This window comes from Hymenobacter ruricola, assembly GCF_015694525.1.
Lineage (GTDB): Bacteria > Bacteroidota > Bacteroidia > Cytophagales > Hymenobacteraceae > Hymenobacter > Hymenobacter ruricola.
In genome coordinates, this window is record NZ_JADQDM010000001.1 from 373,698 (window position 1) to 395,594 (window position 21,897).

Consider the following 21,897-nt stretch of genomic DNA (forward strand, 5'->3'; position numbering starts at 1 on the left):
CTGCGGGCAAGCACGCCGGCTTTTTTCGGTTACTTTCGCTTCTCTTTCCCGGCTATGATTCCTGAAATTACTTACTATCCGGTGAATTGGGTCGACGGGATGAAAATCTCCCGCCGCCACTTCGCCGAAACCGAGCGGTTCACCACCGACCACCTGCGCGACGCCGTGGCCCTGCAGCTGCGCCCCGACAACTACGGCCTGCTGCCTGCCGCCAACGAGCTGGGCAGCCCCGCCGCTTTTGAGCTGCTGCTGAGCGTGGATGCCCAGAGCGAGGTGCAAGCCCGCCTCACGCAGTGCCGGGCCATCACGGCGGGCGGCGTCCGCATCGAAATCACGGCCAGCAGTGCGCCGCTCACGGCCCGCACCAGCCTGGCGCAGCTGTTGGCCGCGTTCGGCCTCACGGCCACCGAGGGCCTGCGCTTCAGCGTGGTGCTCACGGCCAACCCGTTTGAGCGGGTGCCCACCGGCACGCCCGTGCCCGAGGAAGTGCCGCCCCGCCACCCCTACACCCGCCCGGCCTACGAGCTCAGCTTCGTGCCCACGCAGCAACTGGCGGGCGCGGCCAGCGCCGCCTTCACGCTGGTGGTGGGCGAGCTGCTGTACGCCGACGGCGAGCTGCGGCCCGTGACGCAGTTCATTCCGCCGAGCACGGCGGTGGCCAGCCACCCGGGCTTGCTGCAGGCCCTGCACCAGCTCGATTTCCAGCTCACGGAAATCGAAACCGATGCCTTCAAAATCATTCATAAAGTGAAGCTGCGCACCGACAAGCGCAGCCCGCTGGCCGACATGGTGCGCGAGCTGGCCGAGCGCACCGCCTTTGCCCTGGCCCAGCAGCTCACCACCCTGCAGCTGATGGCCGCCGCGCAGCCGCCCATCTACCTGCTCGATGCCTTGCTGCGGGTGGCCAAGCAGGTGAAAACCTCACTCGACGCCCTCACGGAGGCCGAGCGCGAAGAGCTGCTCAAGTATTTTGAGCAATGGTCCGAAACGCTGCCGGCCACGCTGCTGGGGGCCTTGCAGGGGGCCGTCACGCTCACCTACGACCACCAGCAGGTGCACGAGCACCTGCGCCAGCAACAGCAGCTGTGGCAGCTGATTGGGGCCATCTTTCGGCAGCTCAGCCAGCTGGAGTACATTGGCAAAAACAAAGAAGGGTGGCAGTCCTTCATCAACGAAAACCCGGTGGCGTCCAAACCACTCTCAACGCCCTCGCCCGAATCCCCGGCCAATGGCCCTGCCCGTTGGAGCCCTTTCACCACCTAAGCCGCTGCCCGCCGTCCTCTTCCCCTCCGCATGAAACCCCTCAACCAACCCGAACGCCGCACCCGCCTGTGGCAGTTCACGTTGCTATACTTATTGTCGCTGCTCATTCCGGTGGGGGCGTCGTATTACCTGTTTTCGAACCGCAGCATTGCCGACGAAAACGCCCGCCTGAAAAAAGAGCTCGACCGCACCCACGAGGAGCAGGCCCGGCTGATTACGCAGTTCGACACCCTCACCCAGCACCTGCAGCGCATTGATGCCGTGGACCAGCGCATGCGCGTCGAAACCAATGACCTGGTGCTTGGCAAGCTGTCGACGGCCAACCAGGACTACCTGAATTCCATTGCGGTGAACCTGAGCCAGCTGCGCAACGACTCGGCCCAGATGCAGATTCGGGCCCATCGGCTCATCGCCCGCAACGTGCTGCGCGATTTCGACCTGTTTCGCTCCAACCGCAGTACCATCGACGTGCTGCGCCAGCAGCTGACCAAAAATGGCGAAGACACCCGCAGCGCCGAGCGCATGGCCGCCGAGCTCTCGCAGGCCAAGCAGCAGATTATCATGCTGCAAGCCAGCCTGAGCCGGCCCATGCCCATGCCTTCGGGCGGTGGGGGCGGGGGCGGAGGGGGCGGAAGCCAGGCCGCGGTTGCGCCCAGCAGCAACGCCCGCCTGCAGATTGCGCTGCTCACCGACCAGATTGCCTTTGCCGAAGCCGACTGCCTGCGCCAGCGCGCCCTCGACCACAAGGCCCGCAGCAAGGAGCGCAAGCAGTTGCTGGACCAGTCCCGCACGGCCTTTATCAACATCCTGCAAGACCCCGCCACCGACGACCTGAAGGCCGCCATCGAGAAAACGCTGGAGCCCATCAACGTAGAGCTGGGCCGGCCGCCGCGCTTCTTTGGGCTGCTGTAGGATTTTGAGCCTTCAAACCCACTAATCGTCGTCGAAGAGCCGCGCCTGGGTTCTCCGTAGCGGAATCTGCCAGCGCTTGTTACGTGGCGTGAGGCGTCCTTTTTGGAAGCCCTTGCTTACTCCAATAACGCCATCGAACTTGCCCACAGAGCTGTGATGCGAACCGGGCTCTTGGCTAAGGGAATGCGCTGACCGCCACTTTTCAGCACCAGCGTGGCGGCTTTCACATGCTTGTCGGTCTCCACGCGTAGCGTGATGGGGCCGGCCGGGTGGGCCTGCTGGAGCTGCTCAAAAGCCGCCTGGGCCTCCGGCTCGTCCACCGGGTCGGCCTTGAGCACGAATTTAGGCCCGGCCTCATCCGTGACGTAGAGCCACAGGCTGCAGGACACGGGACGGGCCTGGGGCGTGAGCAGGGCCCTTAGGTACGGCGCCACATCGCGGGTCTGGGGCGAGGAGGTGCTCTCGGCGTTCAGGTAGCGAGCAACGTATTTCTGCCTGTTGTGGGGGCGATTGCCTGACGTCACGGCTAACTCGGCCAAGCCGTGCCCGTAGTTCACCAGTACCTGCGAGCCCACCTCGGGCCTGAAGAACTGGCCTCAACTGTCTTCCTTATTTCCCGGCAACAACCTATTCTTCTTCCTCATTGAGCAAGAGTGGACACAAGCTGAGAAAAGCCGTGCGCACGCCCTCTACCCGTGGCGGGGCAGGCAGCGCCGGAATAGCTATTTGCAAGGTGTTGAGGATGCTCACCTGGCCACCGATGGCGCAACGAATGGTGCTTTTCTCTAGTAAGGGGTGGCGGCCAGGCTGGTTGACTTCTACCAAGTCAAAAACGTCCTCCCACAACAGCAGTGCAGGGGTACAGGGAGTGTTGTTTTTGAGGGCGCAGGTTCCAAAGGGCAGGAACGTTTTGTCGAGGGTAGTGGCTACGAGCTTGCCCTGCAAGTAGCTGTTGTGCGGACTGACCACCTGCAACTGGCTGGGCAGTGTGCCCTTATCGCAACGGCAGATGGCACCATTGCACACTAGTTCTTGTCCAACCTGGCTCATATGCGCGCAAGGGTAAGGTGATATTCTTTGTTGAGCAATTGCCCGGCCCGAGCGTATACGGTTAATTCGGCGTGTTCGGGCAAGCCAGTACCCACTTCCATGCCGTAGGTGGCCTCATAACAAAAGTGCGGCGTTGGCAGGGGCCCCACCTGGCCTGCCTGGCCAGCGGCAGCTAGTTGAAGGGCGTTGGCTAAATGGTTTTGTACGGCGGCCAAATCCGTGCGCTGCGGGTCGAGGGGGCCGTGCACGCGCACGCCCACCGGCTCGGTGCCCACCGCCGGCTCCATCGTCACCTGCTCGGCAAACCACAGGGGCGTTTTATCGAAGAAGCCGGCGAACCGTCGGGGGGGCCGAGGTGAGCCCAACGGCTGGCGGCACAAGCCCGGAAACAGGGTTTGGTAGAGGTAGTCGAACTGGAGCGAGTGAAGCAACGCGGCGGGCGAAGCCAATTGCCGTTCGGTAAAGTCCAGCAGCGTCGTGGTCACGCGGTCATCGGGGGCGGTGGTGGCCCGCAACCCGGCCAGCACCTGCTCACCGGCTTGCCGCAACGCGTCGTAGTTGAGCAGCGCGGCTACTTCGCCAGCGGGGGTCAGCAACAGCTCCAGGCGGGCGTAGAGGGCTGCCAGCCGCTGAGCCAGCTCGGCCAGCGGCTCCGGGTCGGTTGAGGTGCGAAGCGACGGGGGCCCGGTTTCGAGGATGACGCTCAGGCCCTCGGCCAGCGAATGCACCTGCAGGCGCAAGGCTTTGGTGATGGTGGTGGCCTGGAAGTCACCGGCAGCGTAGGCTTCCCAGCGACTAGTGGCTGTGTAGTGGGCCACGGCCGGGCGCAGCGTGAGCGTGACGGGAAGGGGCGGTGCAATAGTCATCGGGCGGTGAGAGATACGCAGGCTGCCTAGTCGGCGTCATAAACCACTACTTTGGCGTGGGGCAGCGGTACCTGCTGCTGGTCATTCTTGACAAAAAAACGGGCCTGGCTCACGCGCTCGTCCGTTTCGACGAAAAGCGTGAGCGGGGCATCGGGCCGGGCGGCGTGCAGCTGGCGGAAGGCGGCCAGGGTCTCGGCCTCCTCAAAGGCATCAACCCGAATTTTGCGCCGGCGCCCATAGCCCGCATCCACCAGCAGCAGCAGGTGAGCGGGAACCGCGCGCGTTTGGGGCCGCAATAGGTTCTGCACGTAGGTGGGTAGGTCGGCGGTAGGAGGGTAGTGGGTGCGCTCGGCATTTAAGCAGGTGAGGCTAAATGTTTCGAGCTGCAAAGACCGATTGAACGCCAGTTGCCACGAGTATGTCTTAAGGTAGGCGTCCCAACGGCGGGTACTGAGCGTATGGGTCTTGATTTCGTGCTGCACGGCTGGCGGCAGCTTGGCCTGTTCCTGTACCACCATGCGCGGGCGGTTGGCCGCCTCGTTAAAGCGTTTGAAGTCGTAGTTAATTTCGCTGCCCTCGTAGCGACCCAGCAGCACTTGGTTGGCACCGGTTAGCCATACCACTACCACGCCCTTGGGCAGCAAGCATAGCGTCAATCCATCGTACGTTTCGTGCTGCTTGTCTTTGGTGTTCCAGTAGCCTTGGCGTAGCAATTCGGTTAAGTGCTGGCCGGGCAAGAGCCAGTGTCCTTCGTAGAACTTGTCTTCCGGGTAAGAGTACCAGCGCACCCAAAACCTTTCCGGCACGGGCTGTATGGGATTGCCCACCCCCCAACTGATGGCCGAGTGCCCCCAGTCCCCTTCCAAAAACTCGGGGGCGATGGGAATGCCGGTGCTACCATTGCCGGCAGCAGGCAGGAAGTAGCCGTCTATTACTTCCATTGGGTATCCTTCCGCCGCCGCCGGTGCGGCAGAGAGGCGGAAGCTTTCGGGGGGCGGCGGGGTTGTGGCGGGCAGCACGGAACCAGGTGATTTGAGTATGAGTGGGGTGGGAGAGCAAGCCACCCATGCAGCCACAGCCAACGATAGGGCAAGCAGATAGCCAGCTAGTTGAGACATGGCAGTGAGCGAAAGTATATCAGCCCTCGATGGGCAGGCGGGTTGGCAGGTAGCTGTCGTTGGGGGGCAGCTCTTCCATGGGCGGCATGGGGGGCAAGGCCCCACTGCTATCGGCCGGGGCCTGCTGGCGCGCCGCCTCCATGGCGGCTAGTTGCCGCTTCGAACGGGCTTCGAGCAGGGCATCGTAAGCGCTGGTATCGACGCGCATCTCCATGCCGGTGCTGTTGCTCCACGACAGGTGCAGGTAGTGCTGCCGCAGCCAGCGGTAGTCGGCGTCGGCCACGGGCGCGGTGACGGCGGCCGCGGGCCGCGCCCCAAACTGCTCCACGGCAAAGCCTGCCAGCTGGTCGCGCACGGTGGCCAACCGGCCGGGCGGTACGGTATATTTAGCGGTGCGCTCGTCGGGCGCGGTCGGCGAATCAAACTTAATTTCGCACTCGGCCGCCACGATGAGCTTGAGCATGACGGCCAGCGACACGTGCTGAAAGGAGTTGCCGAGCGTGCGCGTGCCCGTAACGATTTTTTGCCGGGGCACGCCCTTGCCTTGGTCTTTCCAGGTGGTCACCAGTTGGGCGGGCAGGTACCAGCCTTGGCGCTGGAAGTGCGCGGCCAGCTTGTACTGCGCGGGATTCTTATACTCCAGCTTTTCGGTGGCACCGGGCTGGTAGCCGCCGCCGATGTCGGAGTGTGCCCCCGGCAGCAGCAGTTCCAAGCCCTTGTGCTGGCTGGTGGCGCTCACAATGTTGGTGATGGAAAAGTTGACCCGGTATTCGTCGGCAGCCCGCAGTTGCACCACTTTTTCCAGCGTGGGGTCGTCCAGCCACAGGTGTAGCTCGGGTACGTCGTTACGAAACGAGTAGTCATCGAACAGCTTGTGGCGCACGGCTTTGCCGAGCAGGCTGCTTAGGCTCGTGTCTTCCTTGTCATTTTCGTCGAACGACGAGACGGTATCGAAAAGACCCACGAATTTCAGCTTGACCACTGCCGCGTCGGCTCCCAGCGCTCCGCACAAATTGTTCTCACGGCCCCGCGAATTGGTGCGTCGGGCGCAGAAGTGCCGAGCCGCCGCTGCTCCCCGACTGAAGCCAAATGCGTAAATAGTCAACTCTTCTAAGTAACCGTCCTCAGTAGCAAGCAGCAGCGATTTTACGCTGGATTCCAAGCGTTTAATGCCTTCCGTTACGCGTGCCGGAATACCGGTCGGCCCTGACCCGAAACCGCCCCCGCTTATGTCGTCGTCGCCGTCGTTGGTGGTGCCGATGCCTTCCATGTACACCGATATGATTTTCTCATTGCTTACCTTCTTTTGGTGCATGAAATGCAGCAGGGCCACGTTGGAGTAGGCGTTTTTGTAGCTGCTGCGACGGCCCAAGGGGTCGAACCCCATCGTCATGTAATACGGGTCTTTTATTCGTTTTTTCGTGTTGTTTTCGTTGTTTCCGGTCCCATCGAAGAAGATAGCGGCTTTAATTTTTACCCCTACTTTGTTTGGCTGGTCGGGCTCGCCCACCTTGCTCTTCCCCATGGGGTCCTGAGCCGGCGTGGCTTGCGCTTGGTCCAATGCGTTGGCCATAGGTTGGAAAGTGCGTGGTCAATTTAGGAGAAGAAGCAAGAGCATCGCGGCCCTTGCCAGCGTTTACGACTTGCTCAGTTTGATGTCGGAACCCATAATCTTGGCTACGGCCCCGGCCGATACTTCCACGTTATCGGATGCCTTGGCCAGTATTTTTTTACTGCTGGCTTCCAAAGCCAGGTTTTCGTCCGTGGCCGTCAGCACCAGTCGCTTCTTGGCCCGAATGCCGATGCTCTCGTCCTTGGTTTCGGCCAGAATGTTCTTGTCGGCTGCCAGGGTGATGTCTTCTCCAGCCCTTATAGAGACATTCTTTTTGGCTGCAATAGAAATGCTATCGCCCGAGGTCATGGTTATGGGCCCGTTGGTCTTGATGTCGATGCTGCCGTCGCCCTTGAAGCTGACCAGAATCGAAGTGCTTTTTTTGTTAGAATTGGAAATCAGAATAGACTGTTCCCCGGCCACGTCGCTCATCACAAACTTATTCCCGCCCGAGGTCTGAATGCCCTTGAGTTGGTTTTGGGGCCGGGTGTAGATGGCGTTCTGCTTATTCTGGGAGTGGAACATGTTACCGAGCACCAGGGCCTGCTCGGGGCGGTGGTGCTCGTAGTGCATCAGCACCTGCGAGCCCACTTCGGGCGTAAACATCTGGCCTTTGCCGTCGCCAGCATAAGGCGTGAGCACACGCAGCCAGGGCGTTTCGGCGTCGGCAGGCTTTTCTGTGGGCCAGTAGTAGCGCACCCTCACGCGGCCCAGGCTGTCAGGGTCGGCCACGTCGATGACCTCGGCCAGCTCGGGCAGGCCGGGCTGGGAGCGGGCCTGCGGGTTGGCCGGCGGCTGCGCCAGCGAGTGCAGCACCGCCGTGAAGGTGTTGGTGTAGGTGCCCGCAAAATCAACGTCGTGGCTGAGGCTGATGATGCGGTACTTGCCGATGTTTTCGGTGCCCAGGTTGTCGCTGCCCAGGCCCTCGGCCGTGGCGTCGATGAGGGTGCCGAGACGCAAATCCGGGTTTTCGCTGCGTCCGCGAAAGAGCAGGGAGCTGGCCGCCAGCGCGGCGCCCTGGCCGGTGGCGGCGTCCTGCACGTCGGTGCGGCTTTGGGCGGGCAGCGGCGGCCGGGCGTGCGAGGGCTGCGAGAAAATGTCGTTGCCGGTCTGCTCGGCAAACTGCGCAAACTGGTTGCTGCTCATGCCGCTGGTGGTCACCGGGTTTTTGCCGTCCCAGCGCTGGTGCTGCACGGGGTCGTAGCTGTGCAGGGCCACCTTGCCGGGCCGGATGGCGGCCTCCAGCTGGAAGCTGCTCCAGCTGCGGTTCATTTCCAGGGCCACGGTGTCCTGCTGGCCGGGCAGGCCAAACTGCAGGGTGGTGCCGTCGTAGAAAAACCACTCGTGGCACTCGGCCATCAGGCGGTTCAGGAAGTCGAAATTGCTTTCGTCGTACTGCACCACGTAGGGCAGGGCGGCCTTGCTTTTCAGGTTTTTGGCCCGCGGCACCAGGTTGGCGCGGTAGGGCTGCAGCACCTGGTCGATGATGGCGCTCAGGGGCTGATTCACGAAGGTGCGCTTCTGCACGCCGTCGGTGAGCAGCACGCCCGGGCTGTAGCCCCGGATGAGGAAGCTGCCGGTGTAGTCGTTGTCGCTGGCCACCACCAGGTCGGTCACGAAGCCGGTGAAGGCAAACTTGCCGCCCGTGCCCTCGCCGTCGGGCGCCAGGGAAAACACGATGGGCTTGCCCACTAGCGCGCTGTGCGTTTTCTGCATGAACCCCGCCTGTCGGCCTTCGAGGTAGTCGAACGGCACGCTGATTTCGAAGGAATGGTGGGTGTGCAGGTCCTGAAAAATCCGGACGTAGTTGTATTCCGACAGCAGCGTGGGGTTATCCTTGGGCTGAATGAGCAGCTTTACTTGACGGGCCATGCGAAAGGGGTTAGTCGGGTGGGGTGCGTTTCGGGCTTACAAATCAGGTTCGGACACGGCGGCCGGCGCCTGCAAACAACAAGTTACGAAAGCGGCGGCCGCAAACCGGGCCGGCCGGTGCGCATATAAAAAAGGCGCGCCAAGGAAAGCAGCGCATTCCGCTACAACCGGGCCGCGCGGCCACCCTCGCCGGGCCAGTTTCGTATAGCCGGAAGCCAGTGGCGGGGCGCTTGCCGATTGCAAACCGCCGGAACCGCTGCCGCGAAAAAGAAGAAACCAGCTGCGGCCGTTGCAGCAGCTGACCAACAAGCTTTACGCTTACTTAGTGGTTGAAGTTCCTTAGATACCGTTTGCGCCGGCCGGCCCGGTGCCCAAAACGCGGCCTACTGGCCCACCAGCAACTGCGCTGCGGCCGGTTCGTGTGGGCGACCCGGCCGGACCCTCATTCCTCAGACATCTGTTTTCGCTGCCATGGAGTACGACGTAACTATTCGCAACATCTTCGCCACCCAAAGCGTCATCGAGCAGTTGTCCGGGCGCGGGCTGATGGGCTTTTTCAAGTACGATGGCTGGATGAACAACCGGCCGCTCGAGCCCGCGGGCTTCGGCGCGGGCCCGGGCACCAGCCTGCTGGCCCCGCTGCCAACCCCGGCCTACGTGCCGGTGTACACCACCGCCGAGTACAGCCTCTATCAGGTGTCGAACAAGGGCAGCCTGAACACCGACTACTACCACCTGCCCGACAAGCGCACGCTGGTGTATAACCGGCAAATAAATTTTGCCTACTGGGAAACGCCGCTGGCCCTGGACTCGGGCAACCCGCTGGAAGTGACGGCCGCGCAGCTTAAGGCCATTTGCCCGGAGGCCAGCCTCGCCAACATCGAAAAGCACGTGGCACCGCTCAACAAAAGCATGCAGAAATACGAAATCAACACCCGCCTGCGGCAGGCCCACTTTCTGGCCCAGGTTTCGGTGGAAAGCGACCATTTCCGAGCCACCCGCGAATACGCCAGCGGCAAATCCTACGAAGGCCGAGCCGACCTGGGCAACACCCAAAAAGGCGACGGCGTGCGCTTCGCCGGCCGCGGCCTCATCCAGATTACCGGCCGCGACGTGTACGTGAAGTATGGCAAATACATCGGCAAGGACCTCACCCAGGGCGAAAACATGAAGCTGGTAGAAGAAGAGCCATGGGCCTCCGACGCCGCCGGGTACTTCTGGCTCATTTACAAAAAAGCCAAAAACATCAACGCCCGCGCCGACAGTGACAACGTGGACTCGGTGAGCCGCGCCGTGAACGGCGGCACCAACGGCCTGCAGGAACGCCGCCGCTACACCGCCAACGCCAAAAAAATCTTTGGCCTGAAATGACCCGCCCCATGACCAGAGCGAGACTGCTGGGGCTGCTGGCCCTGTACGTTTTTTGCGGGACGGCCGCGGCCTGCGGGCAGGAAGTGAAAAGCCCGCCCGCCGCCCCTAAAACCGCCGCTGGCCCCGCCGCCAGCTTCCCCCGGGAACTCGTGGGCCGTTGGAAATCGACGACAGATAAGCTGTCGGAAGTGGAGATAACGCCCACGCGCTACATCGAAAAGTACGCCGGCAAGCAGGTGTCGGCTTCCGGCTACACAATTTCCACCACCTGCGGCTGCGCAGACCAGAAACCCCTCGTATATAAAACGCCGGTTTTGCTCACCGTGCGCAGCCCCCAGGACGGGGACTGCTACTGCTACATCATCACCAAGCTGACGAGCAACACGTTGCAGCTGTCCAACTACGGCCAGGGCGGCGGGTTTTCGTTCGTGCGCGTCCGCTAAACGCCGCTACTGCCTCATGATTTTTTCCGTTTCAGGCTTTTCTACGTGCTGCCTCGGCCTGCTGCTGGCCGTTCTGGGCAGCCCGGCGGCCGCCCAGAACGTGCCGGCCGCGCCGCCGCGGTCGGCCGGTTTCGGTGCGGCGGGCGCCGAGGCGTTTCCGGCCAATTCGGCCGAGCCGGGCGCCGATTATTCCGTCGAGCCGGTCATCATCAAGCCCAAGAAAACCACCAATCTTACGGTGCAGGTAACCTACCCGCGCCTGCGGCCCCGGCCCGGCACCGCCGCCACCGACACGGTAGGAATTGCCGCCTTCAACCGCGAGGCGCAGGCCTTTGGCACGGACCTGGTGAAGGAGATTGAAACCACGGCCCGCGCAAACCGCCGCGATAAAATTCCGACGCTGCTGCAAGTCAGCTTCCGGCCCTACCTCCTGCAGCAGGGACTGGTGAGCGTGGCCTTCGCCATCACGCAGGACGGCATCGGGCCGCGCCCCGTCAACTGGGCCACCGGCCTGACCTACGACCTACGCACCGGCCGCAAGCTGGCACCTGCCGACGTGTTGCAGCAAAACGCCGCCTTCAAAACGCTTTTGCTCAGCACCCTCCAGCCGGCGCTGGACAGCAGTTCCGACTGCCAGCTGGAGCCCGATAATATGGCCTGGGACAATTTTGTAATCAGTGCCAGCGCCTACTACGTGCTGCTGGGCGATGCCCAGATTGGCCGTGCCTGCCAGACCCGGGCCCTGGTGCTGCCCTGGGCCCGATTGAAACCCTTCGTGAGTGCGGGCTCGGCTGCCGGGCGGCTGAGCGGTGGCGAGAAGCGCTAGCGCGTCTGGGCCCAGGCGCTGTCTTTTTCGGCCGCGTTCAGGGCCAGCTTGGCCGCCGAAATGCGCAGGATGCAGCGGTAGGCGCCCTGCGGCTCGGCCCCCGACTGGAACACTTCGTCGTAGGACACGCAGAAAGCGTCTTCAAACGCCAGCTTTTCGCGCACGATGGGCCGGTTGGTTTCAAAGAACAGCAGCGAGCCGCTGAGCTTCTTGTGCGGGTCGGTGGCCCAGGCCAATAGCTGGTCGCCGTCGGGCACGTCGAGGTGCAGCGTGATGAGGCCACTGCGCACCTTGGCCGTGGCCCGGCCGCGCTCGGTGGTGGCTTGCTCGAACTCGTAGGTGCACAGCACGACGGGAAATTCCTGGTCGGCCAGGGCGAGGAGGCAGCGGAAGGAGGACATGCGGAAGGCGGAAAAGGATTAGGCAGGCCACTTGTTGTCGAGCGTCACTTCGCCGTTGCTGAGCTTATTGGCCGAGAGCGTCAGCGTCATGGTCATGCCCTGGTCGGAAGCCGTGCCGTCGAATAACTTGCTTAGCCCCACGCAGTAGGCGTCCTCGAACCGGATGGTTTTGCGGCGCGAAAAACGGTTGTCGGCCGCAAACACCACCAGCTCGCCGCTCATCTTCTTGGTGTCGTCGAGGGCCCAGTGGTGCAGGGTTTCGTCGGGCTCGGAATCGAGCTCAACCTGGAGGCGGCCGCCCTGCACGCGGGCATCGGGCCGGCCCACCACGTCGGTGTTTTGCTGCACGCCCCAGGTGAAGTGGCGCACGGTGTAGCTTTTATTGTCGATGATGAGCGCGGCGCTAAAAGACATAAAGGCAAGGCGGAAAGGTGAGAGAAACGACCGGTCGGGGAGGGCCCCGGCGTATTCTAAAAGTACGGCGCTAAAAAATAAACGGCCACCCTCGCCGCCAGACGGGCCCCGCCGGCCGGCAACGAAACGCCCCCGCCAGGCGTAGGCAAAGCGGGAAAAAAGCCCGACTTTCGCGGGTGCAGCCGGGGTGCGGCCCGCTGCTTATTTCTGTTATCATTTGCCTCGCATGAGTGCTTCGTACTACCAGCTGCCGCTCGATTTGGAAGGGATTTTGGAGCGTCGCCAGCTGCCGCGCTGCTCGGTGCAGGAGTCCATTGCCCAGCACCTGTACCTGATGCTGACCACCTACTTCGGCGAGTCGCGCTACGAGCCCGATTTCGGCTGCCAGGTGTGGGAGCAGGACTTTGAAGCCATGACCACCATGCGCTGGAAAGACAACGTGCAGCATTCCATCGAGGAATCCATTCGCGACTACGAGCCGCGCCTGACCCGCGCCCGCGTCGACGTGGCCGTGATGGATTTCGAGCTGAAAAACGTGAGCCAGCGCATCCGCAAGCGGCTGGAAGTGACGGTGAATGCCACGCTGTACCGCACGGCGGAAGCTTTTGCGTTTCAGGCCAGCTTGTTCGTCGCGCCGCTGTCAGTTGATTAAGATTATATGAGGACGATAGTCCGTCATGCAGAGCATCTTGCCCGCAATAGTAAAATTGATTACTACAGCGGGCAAGATGCTTCGCTCCGCTCGGCATGACGTTCTTGTAGGTTCGTTCTCGTTTTAAAGACGCCATAACTTCCTTACCCCCGTGCTGCCTCCTCTTTCCTTCCCGGCGCCCGCTGCCGCCGATTTCAGCAAAGCCAGCGTCAAAAGCCGCCTCACGCGGCAGGCCGCCGAACTGTGGGGCTACACCGAGGCCGACCTCGACGGCTTCGACCCCTTGGTGAATTTGCTGCTCGAGGCCTGCGCCGTCGAGTTTGAAAAAGTGGGGCAGGAGCTGAACAACACCCAGTACCGGCTGATTGAGCGCCTGGCCACGCTGCTGAACCCCGACGTGGTAGACGCCCCGCACCCGGCCCACGCCATTGCCCAGGCCCGCGCCCGCGAAGCCGTGGTGAAGCTGCCCGAAGACGCCCAGTTCGTGTTTGAGCCGCCCACGGTGGGCCGCAAGGTAGCCGGGCAGGAAATGTTTTTTTCGCCTTTGCAGGCCACCCGCCTCGTGAGCGGCGCCGTGCGCTGCCTGGCCACCGACGCCGTGGTGTGGCTGGTGGAGCCCTCGGGGCAGAAGCGCGTGGTGGCGCAGGCCGCCGCCCCGCCGCCCACCGAGCACCGCCGCCTCTGGATTGGCCTGGAGCTGCCCGCCGAAGGCCTCGATGCGGTGGACTTGACCTTTTACTTTGACTGGCTGAACGAGCCGCGCCGGGCCAGCTACGCCGCTTTTCTGCCCGGCGAGCGGTGGCTGCTGGGCAGTACCGAGCTCACGGCAACCCAGGGCCTGCCCGAGCCCGCGCTGGGGGCCGGCACCACCAGCCCGCTCGACGGCGAATACGACTTCCTGCGCCGCGCCGAGCAGCAGATTCGGGCGCTGTACTCGCCGTCTTTCGTGCAGGTTTCGGCCTCGGCCGGCGTGCTGGCCACCTACGTGCCGCGCCCATATCCGGCCGAGCTCACGGCGGCTTTTCCCGCCCCCAGCGCCGAGCTGCAGGCCCTGAGCCAGCCGCTGCTGTGGCTGGAGGTGCGCTTTGCCCACGCCCTGCCGCCCGAGGCCTTCGACCAGCTGGTGTGCGCCCTGAACTGCTTCCCGGTGCTGAACCGGCGCCTGCACAAGGTGCTGTTCCGCCTGCAGCCGGCGCTCAATTTGTTTCCATTGGCCAGCGAAGAGCCTTTTCTGGCCGTGCGCGACGTGTACAGCCTCAGCAACGTGGCCTACCGCTCCACCACGCTCAGCGACCTGTCGGAGGGCGCGACGGATACCTACACGCTGCGCACCCACGGCGTGGGCCGCTTCGACACCCGCACCGGCCGCGAGGCCCTACGCGAGTTGCTGGAACTGCTGCGCGACGAAAGCCGCGCCTTCACCGCCGCCGGCACCGATTTCATCGGCTCCATCCTGCGCGAGCTCGACCAGAACCTGACCCGCCTCGAAGAGCGCCTCGACCGCAGCCGCGCCGCCGAGCAGCCGGTGCCCTACCTGCTGCTGCGCCCCCAAAACGTGAACGACAGCGTGTACTTAGAGTACTGGTCCAGCAACGGCGAGGGCGCCAACCGCCTGCCCGCCGGCAGCCGCCTCCGCATTCACGACGGCCACTACATCGACGAGGTGCGCCTGCTCACCACCACCAGCGGCGGCCGCGAGCGGCCCAATCCCGCCGAGCGCACCCACGCCCTGCGCCGCAACCTGCTGGCCCGCAACCGCCTCGTGACCCTGGCCGACATCAAAGCCGCCTGCTGGGCCGAGCTGGGCCCGCACCTGGCGGCGGTCCACATCGAAAAAGGCTTCCAGACCGGGGCCACGCCCGCGGCGGGCTTCGTGCGCTGCATTCGGGTGCAGCTCACGCCCAACGTGCCCAGCCGCCTGAGTGCGCCGGAGTGGCAGCGCGCCGCCCACGAGCTGCAAACGGTGCTGGCCGGGCAGTCGGCCATGAACCTGCCATACGAGGTGGTAGTAAAGCCAGCGGGCATTGGCTAAAAAAGCCAATGCGCCATATCTAAGTGTGAAAACCAGACAAACCTGAGTTTATGACGCTTGCCCGGCTACCAGACCCGCCATGAACGCTGTGAACGAAGAAGCCAATAATGACACCCCTTTGCCGTACTGACGAGGCAGTTGGCGCTCTTTTTTCTTCGGAGGCTTGTACGCTTCGTGGCTGATGTAATAGACGCTGCCATAGTCTTCGGGGCCTACCGACAAGGTGAATAAGTCGCCGCCTGTTTCGGACCCAAAAGGCACCAAGTGCGGATGCAGCTGGTCGTGCAAAAGCCCCAGACTGCGCTCCAGTTTCGACGGGCCATGCTTAACGGACTTAAAATCACTGATTTTTTGGGCGGTCTGGCTGCCGTCTTCGTTTTGCTGAAGAAAAATTTTACGGGTGGGCCACCCACCATTGTGAACCAGCAAATGGGCTTTGTAGTCTTCCGGCAGCGTGAAATGGTATTCCTGTTCAATGGCCTGAATATCGGCCAGTGTGGCAGGTTCTTTGGTCGAAACGAAAGGGTTCGGTTCCATTGACAGCTATTCGTACTGCTTGCGCCCCGAGTGTTTGTCGTGCTGGTCACACGAGCCTTTTTGCCCAGTTGGCACAAGGCTCGCGCTTGGCGCAGCTGCCACGGCCCCAGCCGCAACAGCAGTAGCGTAGTCCCGCACCGCCGCCGGCACCAGCGCCCGCACCGGCCCACCAGGCGTGAGTTCAAGCGCCCGACCTTGATGATGGGTCGGCGCGTTAAGCCCTAGAGCGTGGGTGTTTGAAGGCGGCACAGCGGGTGAAGTATTTACCTTCCAGCCGCAGTAATAAATTGCAATCGTTAAGCCCGGATGCCTTTGAACAAGTAGCGCAGCTCGGCAAGCTACTCGCGCAAGTCGCTGAAATCAACCGGCGTCGGGTTTACTTGCGCTTGCACGGCACGGTTCAGCGCGCCACTTTGGCCCCGCTGAATAAACGTCTTTATCAACCGAAGGGGCGTGAATTCTACCCCTTCGACCGGGGCGTGCCCCGTGATAACAAATTGGCCCCGGTTGGCTGAGTTGTCGTCGTTCCAACTCAGTTGCCAATCGCCGCCATGATTCTGGCGAACTACCTCGCCCAGGTAAGTCCAGCAATCCAAGCGCCGGCCGACGGCTTCGTCGGATTTGTCGTCCCAGCTGAATGGCATGGCCGTTAAATACCGCTCCAATTCAGTCAGGCTCTGGGACGTGTAATCAAGTTGATATCCTTGAGCAGTAGAATTTTCGATAAATGCTTCTTGTCGGTCCTCCAATTCAAAAAGAAAGAGTTGAAACTTTTCCTCTTCTTCGGCAAAATCAAGGGTGCTCGGATTCATGGCAGTACTCAATGAATTAAGGAATTTGAGGGCCTATTTTGTAGGTAGCACCAATGCGATTTAAGGCTGTTAGAAAATTTTTGCTCGCGCCTTTTTCTAAAATGTATTCCACTTGGTAAAGGTTGTTGACTAGGTCAGCATCTTTTTGTAAGTCTATTTCTGCTTGCGCAGTTAGGCTCACTTTACCCGTTTTAAGCTGGCCGCAGTAATCATCTTCAGCGCGATAGATATCAATTTGACGTAGGGTGAAGGCTGTTTTTAGGGTTTTGCTTTCTCCCGCCCAAGCCTGGCAATACTCCCGTTCCCGGCTTAGTCCAACACTGCAGTTATTCATGTTGGTGTCGTACTGCTGGCTCCAGCGCGCATAATCCCACTGGCTGTTTGCTCTTTTTTGGTAGCGTTCCCAGCGGTCCTGCTTATGCTCAGCGGTGCCCGCAACGAGCTTTTTCTTGGGTTGAGTAACTGAAGGCTCTACTGAGACGCTGGTTGGAGAATAAGGACTGATTAGCGGTGCGCCGTAGTCCCGCGCCGCCGCCGGCACGAACGCCCGTGCCGGCCCGCCAGGCGTGAGTTCCAGCTTCCCGGCCGCGATGGTGAGCAGGCATACGTAGGCCCCGTCGCCGCCGTCACCGGACGCGAATGTTTCCTCATAGCCCACGCACTCGCCGGCGGCAAAGGCCACGGTTTCGCGCGCGGTCAGCCGGTTGGTTTCAAAGAAAGTGACGTGGCCCGCCAGCGGCTTGCGCGGCGCGGCGGCCCAAGCCAGCAGCTGGTCACTCTCCGGCACGTCCAGTCGCAGGTGCAGCTGGCCGTGGCGCACCTTGCCCCGCGCCCGGCCGCGCTCGTTGATGGCCTGCTCGAAAGCAAACCGGCACCAGCGCACTGGGTAGGTGTGGCCGTCTACTTCTAATTCCGCATAGAACGATGCCATAAACGTGGGGGGTAGCGCAAACTGCCGGTTTTAGTAAAGCTAAGACTTATTTTCTTGAGCAATTGCGTGGGGTGAAGTGACGTCAAGCCACGTTGGGGGCTGGCTCGGCGGCCGGCACTGGGGTTTCCGCAGCGGGCTCGGCGGCGTCGGTTTCCTGGGTGGTGGTCCACACCACTTCGTCGCTGCCTTCGGGCTTGCTCAGGGCCAGCACGGTGCCCTTGCGGGCCTCGCCGCTGATGATGAGCCGCGAAATGGGCCGCCGCAGCTGCTGCCGAATCACGCCCGTGATGGGCCGGGCGCCGTAGCGCGGCGTGAAGCCCGACAGCGCCAGATGCTGCCGCGCCTCCTCGCTGAGCTCCAGCGTGATGCCCTGCCGCCGCAACTGCTCCAGCAGCGGCCGCAGGTGAATGTCGAAAATGCGGCCCACGTTTTCCTCGGAAATAGGAGCGAAGGGCACGATTTCGGTGAGGCGGGCGAGAAATTCGGGCCGGAAGTGGCGGCTCATGGTTTCCATGAGTTCCGTAGCCGCGGGCACTCGCCCGGCCTGGAAGGCCGTGCTAATTTGCTCAGAGCCAATGTTGGATGTGAACAGAATAACGGCGTTCGAGAAGTCGCCTTCGCGGCCCAGCCGGTCGTGCAGGCGGCCTTCGTCCAGGATTTGCAGAAAGATGTCGAACACCGACGGGTGCGCCTTCTCAATCTCATCGAACAGCACCACCGAGTAAGGCTTCTCCCGGATTTTATTCACCAGCAAGCCGCCCTCCTCGTAGCCCACGTAGCCGGGAGGCGCACCATAGAGCAGCGCGGCCGAGTGCTCTTCCTTGAACTCCGACATGTCGAAGCGAATGAGAAAGGATTCGTCGTTGAACAGGAAATCGGCGAGCGCCTTGGCCAGCTCGGTTTTGCCGGTGCCCGTGGGCCCGAGCAGGAAAAAGGAGCCAATGGGCTGCCCGGCCTTGGTCAGGCCGGAGCGGGATTCCAGAATGGCGGCGCACATGGCCTTCACGGCGAAATCCTGGCCCACCACGCGCTTCTGCAGAATCTGGTCCATGCGCAGCAGCTTTTCGCGCTCGTTGCTTTGCAGCTTGCCCAGCGGAATGCCGGTTTTGCCCGACACGATGGCGGCAATGTCCTGCTTCTCTACGCTTTCCTTTTTGTGGTCGGCCAGGGCCAGCACCGCGCCAAGGATTTCGCGCAGGTAGGTTTCCAGTTCGGCGCTGGTTTCCAGGGTTTCGGGCTGCTGCTCGTTCTCCAACTGGTTCAGCCAGAGCTGACTCACCTGGTTTTGCACCTGATAAAGGAACCAGCGCAGCTCGCGCAGGTAATCGGCTTCGCCCAATTCTTCGTGCCGGGCAGTCAGGGTTTCAAAGTCGTTCTGGAGCTGCGTGAGTCCCGCCACGGCCTGTTCATCCAACATGCGAATGGCGGCCATGGTGCGGTCAACCAAGTCGATAGCGGAGTCGGGCAGCTGCCGGTCCTTGAGGTAGCGCTTGGCCAGGCGCACGGCCTCGGCCACGGTGCCTTCGCCCAGCGTGAGGCCGTGGTGCGTGGCGTAGATGGGCAGCACCCGCTCCAGCATGCGTTCGGCCACCACCAGCGTGGGTTCTTCTACCCGCACGATGTCGAAACGGCGGTTGAAGGCCTCATCTTTTTCGACGTACTGGCGGTACTCGTCGTTGGTCGTCGCGCCAATAACCGTCAGCTCGCCGCGCGCCAGCTCGGGCTTGAGCAGCTGTGCAATGCCGCTGCCGGCGCTGCCCTTGGGGTCGAGCAGCACATGGATTTCATCAATAAACAGGATGGCGCGGGTGAATTGCTTGATTTCGGTCAGCACCTTTTTGATGCGGTCTTCCACCTCGCCTTTGTAGGAAGCGCCCGCCACCAGCGTGCCCAAATCCAGCTCAAACAGCGTGACCTCGCGCAAATGCACCGGCACCAGCCCTTGCGCAATCTGCTGGGCAAAGCCTTCTACCAACGCCGACTTGCCCACGCCCGGCTCGCCGATGAGGAGCACGTTGGGCTTGGTGCGCCGGCCCAGAATCTCGGCCACCAGCCGAATTTCGCGGTCGCGGCCCACGATGGGGTCGAGCTTGCCCTCGCGCGCCTGGGCGGTTTTGTCGGTGCAGTACGTGGCCAGCGCGCCGCCTTTGCCGCTAGGCGCCGCGCTGCCGGCGGCGTTGCCAGGCTCTTCGGCCGCCGAGATGGCGGGCGCGGGCATTTCGGCCTGGGCGGCGTCCATTATTTCCTTCTGCGTGAGCGGGAAGGATTTCAGCTGCTCAGCGGTGAAGGCCAGGCCGGGGCGCAACAGCGCGGCCAGCGCGCTGAGGGGGTCGGTTTGGTCGCGCGACAGTTGCAGGGCCACCAAATCGGCCATTTCCAGCACCTGCTGCACGCCGGGGTCGGGCGTGGGCATTTCGGGCGGGCGGGCGGCTTTGGGCTCGTCTTCGAGGCGCACTTCGGCCCACTCGCGCAGGTAGTGAATGTCCTTGTCGAGCACCGCCACCAGCCAGGAGGCCAGGCCTATTTCGTTGTGCAGCAGCGCCGTGAGCAGGTGGGGCGCCGCGTAGTGGGCCTGGCGGTATTCGTGGGCCACGGCCTGCGCGATGTGCAGGCTGCGTTTGAGGTTGTCGGAGTAAGCCAAGGGCAGGCGGCGAATGGTGGAACGTAAGAGTACCGTGGAGTTTTGGCTACGGAAAAAAAGGGGGCCAGGGTGCGCCCAACGGTTTTTTCGTGTAGATTAGGGCTGGCTTGGGAAAGAAATCCGGCGTCGTGCTAAAAAAACCTCCACCGGCCAACCCTGGCTTGCGCCTGTCCGTAACGAAGATAGAACGCCAGCATAATGAATGCCTTCACCGGTTGGCTACGCAGGTTGTTTGTGCGCTCAGCCTCCCCATCCACACCCCCTTCTATGTATACGTACGGAATTGGCGGTCAGGAGCGAAAGCTCGACAACTCCTCCGAAGCCATCTCGGATATCCCCCTCAACCGCACCTTGCTGGTGCAGAAGCTCACCACCAACGCCCCGCTGCGGCCGCAGGTGGTGGAGGGCCTCAAAACCCCCGAAGCGGTGTTTGCTCACTTTAAGCCCGAAGTGGCCGTGGAATTTGAGGATGCGCAAGGCACTACCGTGCCCGAAAAGCTGCATTTCTCGTCTCTGGGCGACTTTGGCAAGAAAGGCATCATCAATCAGAGCAACTTCCTGCAGAGCCTGGCGTCGGAAACCGACGACCTGCAGAAGCTGCTCCGCCAGCTCAAGTCCAATAAAATTCTGAAGACGGCGCTGGAAAACCCCGAAACCAAGGCGGCTTTCCTGGCAGCCATTCAAGCCATGATGGACGAATTGGAGTAAATTCCATTTCTCTTCCATTCTTAACCGACTCATTGCCTTTCCCCCTTATATGGCACTTGAACAGCAAGACGCGGCGTCCAACTACCGAACCCGCGAGGCAGCCGGCCCGGCCCTGGAGCAAAGCACCCAGGCCCTGCTGAAAGTAGGCGGTTTCGATTTGCTCGAAACCACCATCGACGGCGCTTCCAACCTCAACCCGGAAAAGAAGGCCCGCAAAAAGATTTTCCTTTCGGAGGAAAGCAAAAAGGCCGACCGCAAGCAGCTCAAAAAGCGCTTGGCCCTGTGGCATTCGCTGCTGAGCAACACCGAAACCGTGGCCGACGCCGTGGAGCAGGGCACGCAGCGCGTAGAAGAAGCCCAGCAGCAGCTCACCGACAACCTCAAAAAGGCTGTGGAAGCCACCCACGAGCTAGAGCAAGCCTACCGCTCGGTGGCCCTGTTCTTCCGCAATACCGACCAGGACGAGGTGAAAAACGTGTCGGTGATGAACGCTGACAAGGACCAATTGCAGGACCTGGACAACACGACGTTTATCGACGCCGTGTCGGAGGAGCTGGAGCAGAACTACGACCGCCTCGACCTGCGCGACAACTACTCGCTGCTGGTGGTGCCCGGCTACCTGGGCTCGAACAAAGTGGTGGATAAATGGGCCAAAATTGCCCATAAGAACAAAGTGATGCTCGTCACCGATTTCGAGCATTACGACACGCCGGAGGACGTCATCGAGTTGTTCGAGGAAGCCAACCTGACCGGCGGCGACGCCCACAAGTCCAACGTCATCATGACGGCCAACTGGCTGGTGGGCCGCGGCAAGCTGGAAGAAATAGGGGAGGAGGAAGACATGTTCGTGCCGCCGTCGTCGGCGCTGGCGGGCCGGATTTACTCCACCCTGGCCTCGCAGGTCACGGCCGGCCGCAAGCACGGCACCCTGAACGAAGTAGACGGCGTGAAATTCCCGCTCCGCAAAAGCGAGATTTCCAACCTCGAAAAAATCGGCCTCGTGCCGATGGTGAACGAGTACGGCCGCGTGATGGCTTTCTCGGCCAAAACCCTGTTCAACGGCGACAACATTGGCCTGCAGACCTACTCGGTGGTGCGCGTGTTTGACTACGTGACCAAGGTGCTGATTGACTTCCTCAACCGCCGCGCTTTCGAGAACTGGGACCATAACATGCGGATGGACATCCAAAACCAGATTGTGCGCTTCCTCGACGGCATTGCCGGCCCCGGCAAGCTCATTGAGAAGTTCTCGGTGAAGAAATTTGAGCGCGACCCGGACCAGAAAGACCGGATTATTCTCGACATTCACATGGTGCCGTATTTCCCGGCCAAAACCTTCCTCGTGTCGCTCGACGGCACCAAAGGCGACGACCCGGACAACCCCGGCCGCGACTGGAACGCCGAGTACGCGCAACAATAAAACAACATAGCGCTCT

At 62.0% G+C, this 21,897-nt stretch carries 21 protein-coding genes; 9 read left to right on the plus strand and 12 right to left on the minus strand.

The features are described from left to right. Window positions 1-54 precede the first annotated feature (54 nt). Together I2H31_RS01635 and I2H31_RS01640 are read left to right on the plus strand one after the other, a co-directional pair. On the plus strand, window positions 55-1,263 hold the full coding sequence (locus tag I2H31_RS01635; RefSeq protein WP_196291257.1) for a hypothetical protein: 1,209 nt from the start codon (window positions 55-57) through the stop codon (window positions 1,261-1,263). 30 nt (window positions 1,264-1,293) lie between these two features. After that, window positions 1,294-2,175 (plus strand): hypothetical protein, encoded by an 882-nt coding sequence (locus I2H31_RS01640; protein ID WP_196291258.1) that lies wholly within the window; start codon window positions 1,294-1,296, stop codon window positions 2,173-2,175. Between the two features lie 116 nt (window positions 2,176-2,291). On the opposite strand, the gene I2H31_RS01645 is transcribed toward I2H31_RS01640, so the two are convergent. The 6 genes from I2H31_RS01645 to I2H31_RS01670 all read right to left on the minus strand — a co-directional run bounded on the left by I2H31_RS01645 (window position 2,292) and on the right by I2H31_RS01670 (window position 8,693). After that, window positions 2,292-2,750: a hypothetical protein gene (locus tag I2H31_RS01645; RefSeq protein WP_196291259.1), complete on the minus strand. Its 459-nt coding sequence runs from the start codon at window positions 2,748-2,750 to the stop codon at window positions 2,292-2,294. Between the two features lie 52 nt (window positions 2,751-2,802). Further along, window positions 2,803-3,225 (minus strand): DUF4280 domain-containing protein, encoded by a 423-nt coding sequence (locus I2H31_RS01650; RefSeq protein WP_196291260.1) that lies wholly within the window; start codon window positions 3,223-3,225, stop codon window positions 2,803-2,805. Then, on the minus strand, window positions 3,222-4,091 hold the full coding sequence (locus tag I2H31_RS01655) for a hypothetical protein (RefSeq protein ID WP_196291261.1): 870 nt from the start codon (window positions 4,089-4,091) through the stop codon (window positions 3,222-3,224). The genes I2H31_RS01650 and I2H31_RS01655 overlap by 4 nt, the downstream gene beginning before the upstream one ends. A gap of 26 nt (window positions 4,092-4,117) precedes the next feature. Next, window positions 4,118-5,209 carry a DUF2931 family protein gene (locus I2H31_RS01660; protein WP_262895749.1) on the minus strand — a complete coding sequence of 364 codons (1,092 nt, stop codon included), beginning with the start codon at window positions 5,207-5,209 and terminating at the stop codon, window positions 4,118-4,120. A gap of 19 nt (window positions 5,210-5,228) precedes the next feature. Further along, complete coding sequence (locus I2H31_RS01665; protein ID WP_196291263.1) at window positions 5,229-6,782, minus strand: phospholipase effector Tle1 domain-containing protein; 1,554 nt, start codon at window positions 6,780-6,782, stop codon at window positions 5,229-5,231. A 63-nt stretch (window positions 6,783-6,845) separates the two neighbouring features. Then, window positions 6,846-8,693, minus strand: a complete 1,848-nt coding sequence (locus I2H31_RS01670) for a type VI secretion system Vgr family protein (RefSeq protein ID WP_196291264.1) — start codon at window positions 8,691-8,693, stop codon at window positions 6,846-6,848. A 471-nt stretch (window positions 8,694-9,164) separates the two neighbouring features. On the opposite strand from I2H31_RS01670, the gene I2H31_RS01675 reads away from it, so the two are divergent. From I2H31_RS01675 to I2H31_RS01685, 3 genes are read left to right on the plus strand one after another with little or no spacing between them, the layout of a single operon-like run. Further along, window positions 9,165-10,064, plus strand: a complete 900-nt coding sequence (locus tag I2H31_RS01675) for a glycoside hydrolase family 19 protein (protein WP_196291265.1) — start codon at window positions 9,165-9,167, stop codon at window positions 10,062-10,064. Between the two features lie 8 nt (window positions 10,065-10,072). Continuing rightward, on the plus strand, window positions 10,073-10,507 hold the full coding sequence (locus I2H31_RS01680; RefSeq protein ID WP_196291266.1) for a hypothetical protein: 435 nt from the start codon (window positions 10,073-10,075) through the stop codon (window positions 10,505-10,507). 16 nt (window positions 10,508-10,523) lie between these two features. After that, entirely contained in the window at window positions 10,524-11,333 is an 810-nt protein-coding gene (locus I2H31_RS01685) for a hypothetical protein (RefSeq protein WP_196291267.1), read from the plus strand. On the opposite strand, the gene tssD (I2H31_RS01690) is transcribed toward I2H31_RS01685, so the two are convergent. Further along, window positions 11,330-11,734, minus strand: a complete 405-nt coding sequence (gene tssD, locus I2H31_RS01690) for a type VI secretion system tube protein TssD (protein ID WP_196291268.1) — start codon at window positions 11,732-11,734, stop codon at window positions 11,330-11,332. The genes I2H31_RS01685 and tssD (I2H31_RS01690) overlap by 4 nt on opposite strands. A gap of 18 nt (window positions 11,735-11,752) precedes the next feature. Next, window positions 11,753-12,148, minus strand: coding sequence for a type VI secretion system tube protein TssD (gene tssD / locus I2H31_RS01695; RefSeq protein ID WP_196291269.1), 396 nt, complete (start codon window positions 12,146-12,148; stop codon window positions 11,753-11,755). Between the two features lie 226 nt (window positions 12,149-12,374). Here tssD (I2H31_RS01695) and I2H31_RS01700 point away from each other — a divergent pair, with 226 nt between their 5' ends. Together I2H31_RS01700 and I2H31_RS01705 are read left to right on the plus strand one after the other, a co-directional pair. Further along, the gene (locus I2H31_RS01700; RefSeq protein WP_196291270.1) at window positions 12,375-12,800 is read left to right on the plus strand and encodes a GPW/gp25 family protein; all 426 of its coding nucleotides are present in this window, start codon (window positions 12,375-12,377) and stop codon (window positions 12,798-12,800) included. 151 nt (window positions 12,801-12,951) lie between these two features. Next, on the plus strand, window positions 12,952-14,832 hold the full coding sequence (locus I2H31_RS01705; RefSeq protein WP_196291271.1) for a type VI secretion system baseplate subunit TssF: 1,881 nt from the start codon (window positions 12,952-12,954) through the stop codon (window positions 14,830-14,832). Window positions 14,833-14,880: 48 nt separating this feature from the next. Here the strand turns inward: I2H31_RS01705 and I2H31_RS01710 are convergent, their stop codons facing one another. From I2H31_RS01710 to I2H31_RS01725, 4 genes are all read right to left on the minus strand, one after another. Next, the gene (locus tag I2H31_RS01710) at window positions 14,881-15,369 is read right to left on the minus strand and encodes an SMI1/KNR4 family protein (RefSeq protein WP_196291272.1); all 489 of its coding nucleotides are present in this window, start codon (window positions 15,367-15,369) and stop codon (window positions 14,881-14,883) included. A 338-nt stretch (window positions 15,370-15,707) separates the two neighbouring features. Further along, entirely contained in the window at window positions 15,708-16,181 is a 474-nt protein-coding gene (locus tag I2H31_RS01715) for a hypothetical protein (RefSeq protein ID WP_196291273.1), read from the minus strand. Between the two features lie 16 nt (window positions 16,182-16,197). Continuing rightward, window positions 16,198-17,112 (minus strand): type VI secretion system tube protein TssD, encoded by a 915-nt coding sequence (gene tssD / locus I2H31_RS01720; RefSeq protein WP_196291274.1) that lies wholly within the window; start codon window positions 17,110-17,112, stop codon window positions 16,198-16,200. A gap of 82 nt (window positions 17,113-17,194) precedes the next feature. Then, window positions 17,195-19,753, minus strand: a complete 2,559-nt coding sequence (locus I2H31_RS01725) for an ATP-dependent Clp protease ATP-binding subunit (RefSeq protein WP_196291275.1) — start codon at window positions 19,751-19,753, stop codon at window positions 17,195-17,197. A gap of 267 nt (window positions 19,754-20,020) precedes the next feature. Here I2H31_RS01725 and I2H31_RS01730 point away from each other — a divergent pair, with 267 nt between their 5' ends. Continuing rightward, complete coding sequence (locus I2H31_RS01730) at window positions 20,021-20,461, plus strand: hypothetical protein (RefSeq protein ID WP_196291276.1); 441 nt, start codon at window positions 20,021-20,023, stop codon at window positions 20,459-20,461. Between the two features lie 49 nt (window positions 20,462-20,510). After that, window positions 20,511-21,881, plus strand: a complete 1,371-nt coding sequence (locus I2H31_RS01735; protein ID WP_196291277.1) for a DUF5458 family protein — start codon at window positions 20,511-20,513, stop codon at window positions 21,879-21,881. The last annotated feature ends 16 nt before the right edge of the window (window positions 21,882-21,897 follow it).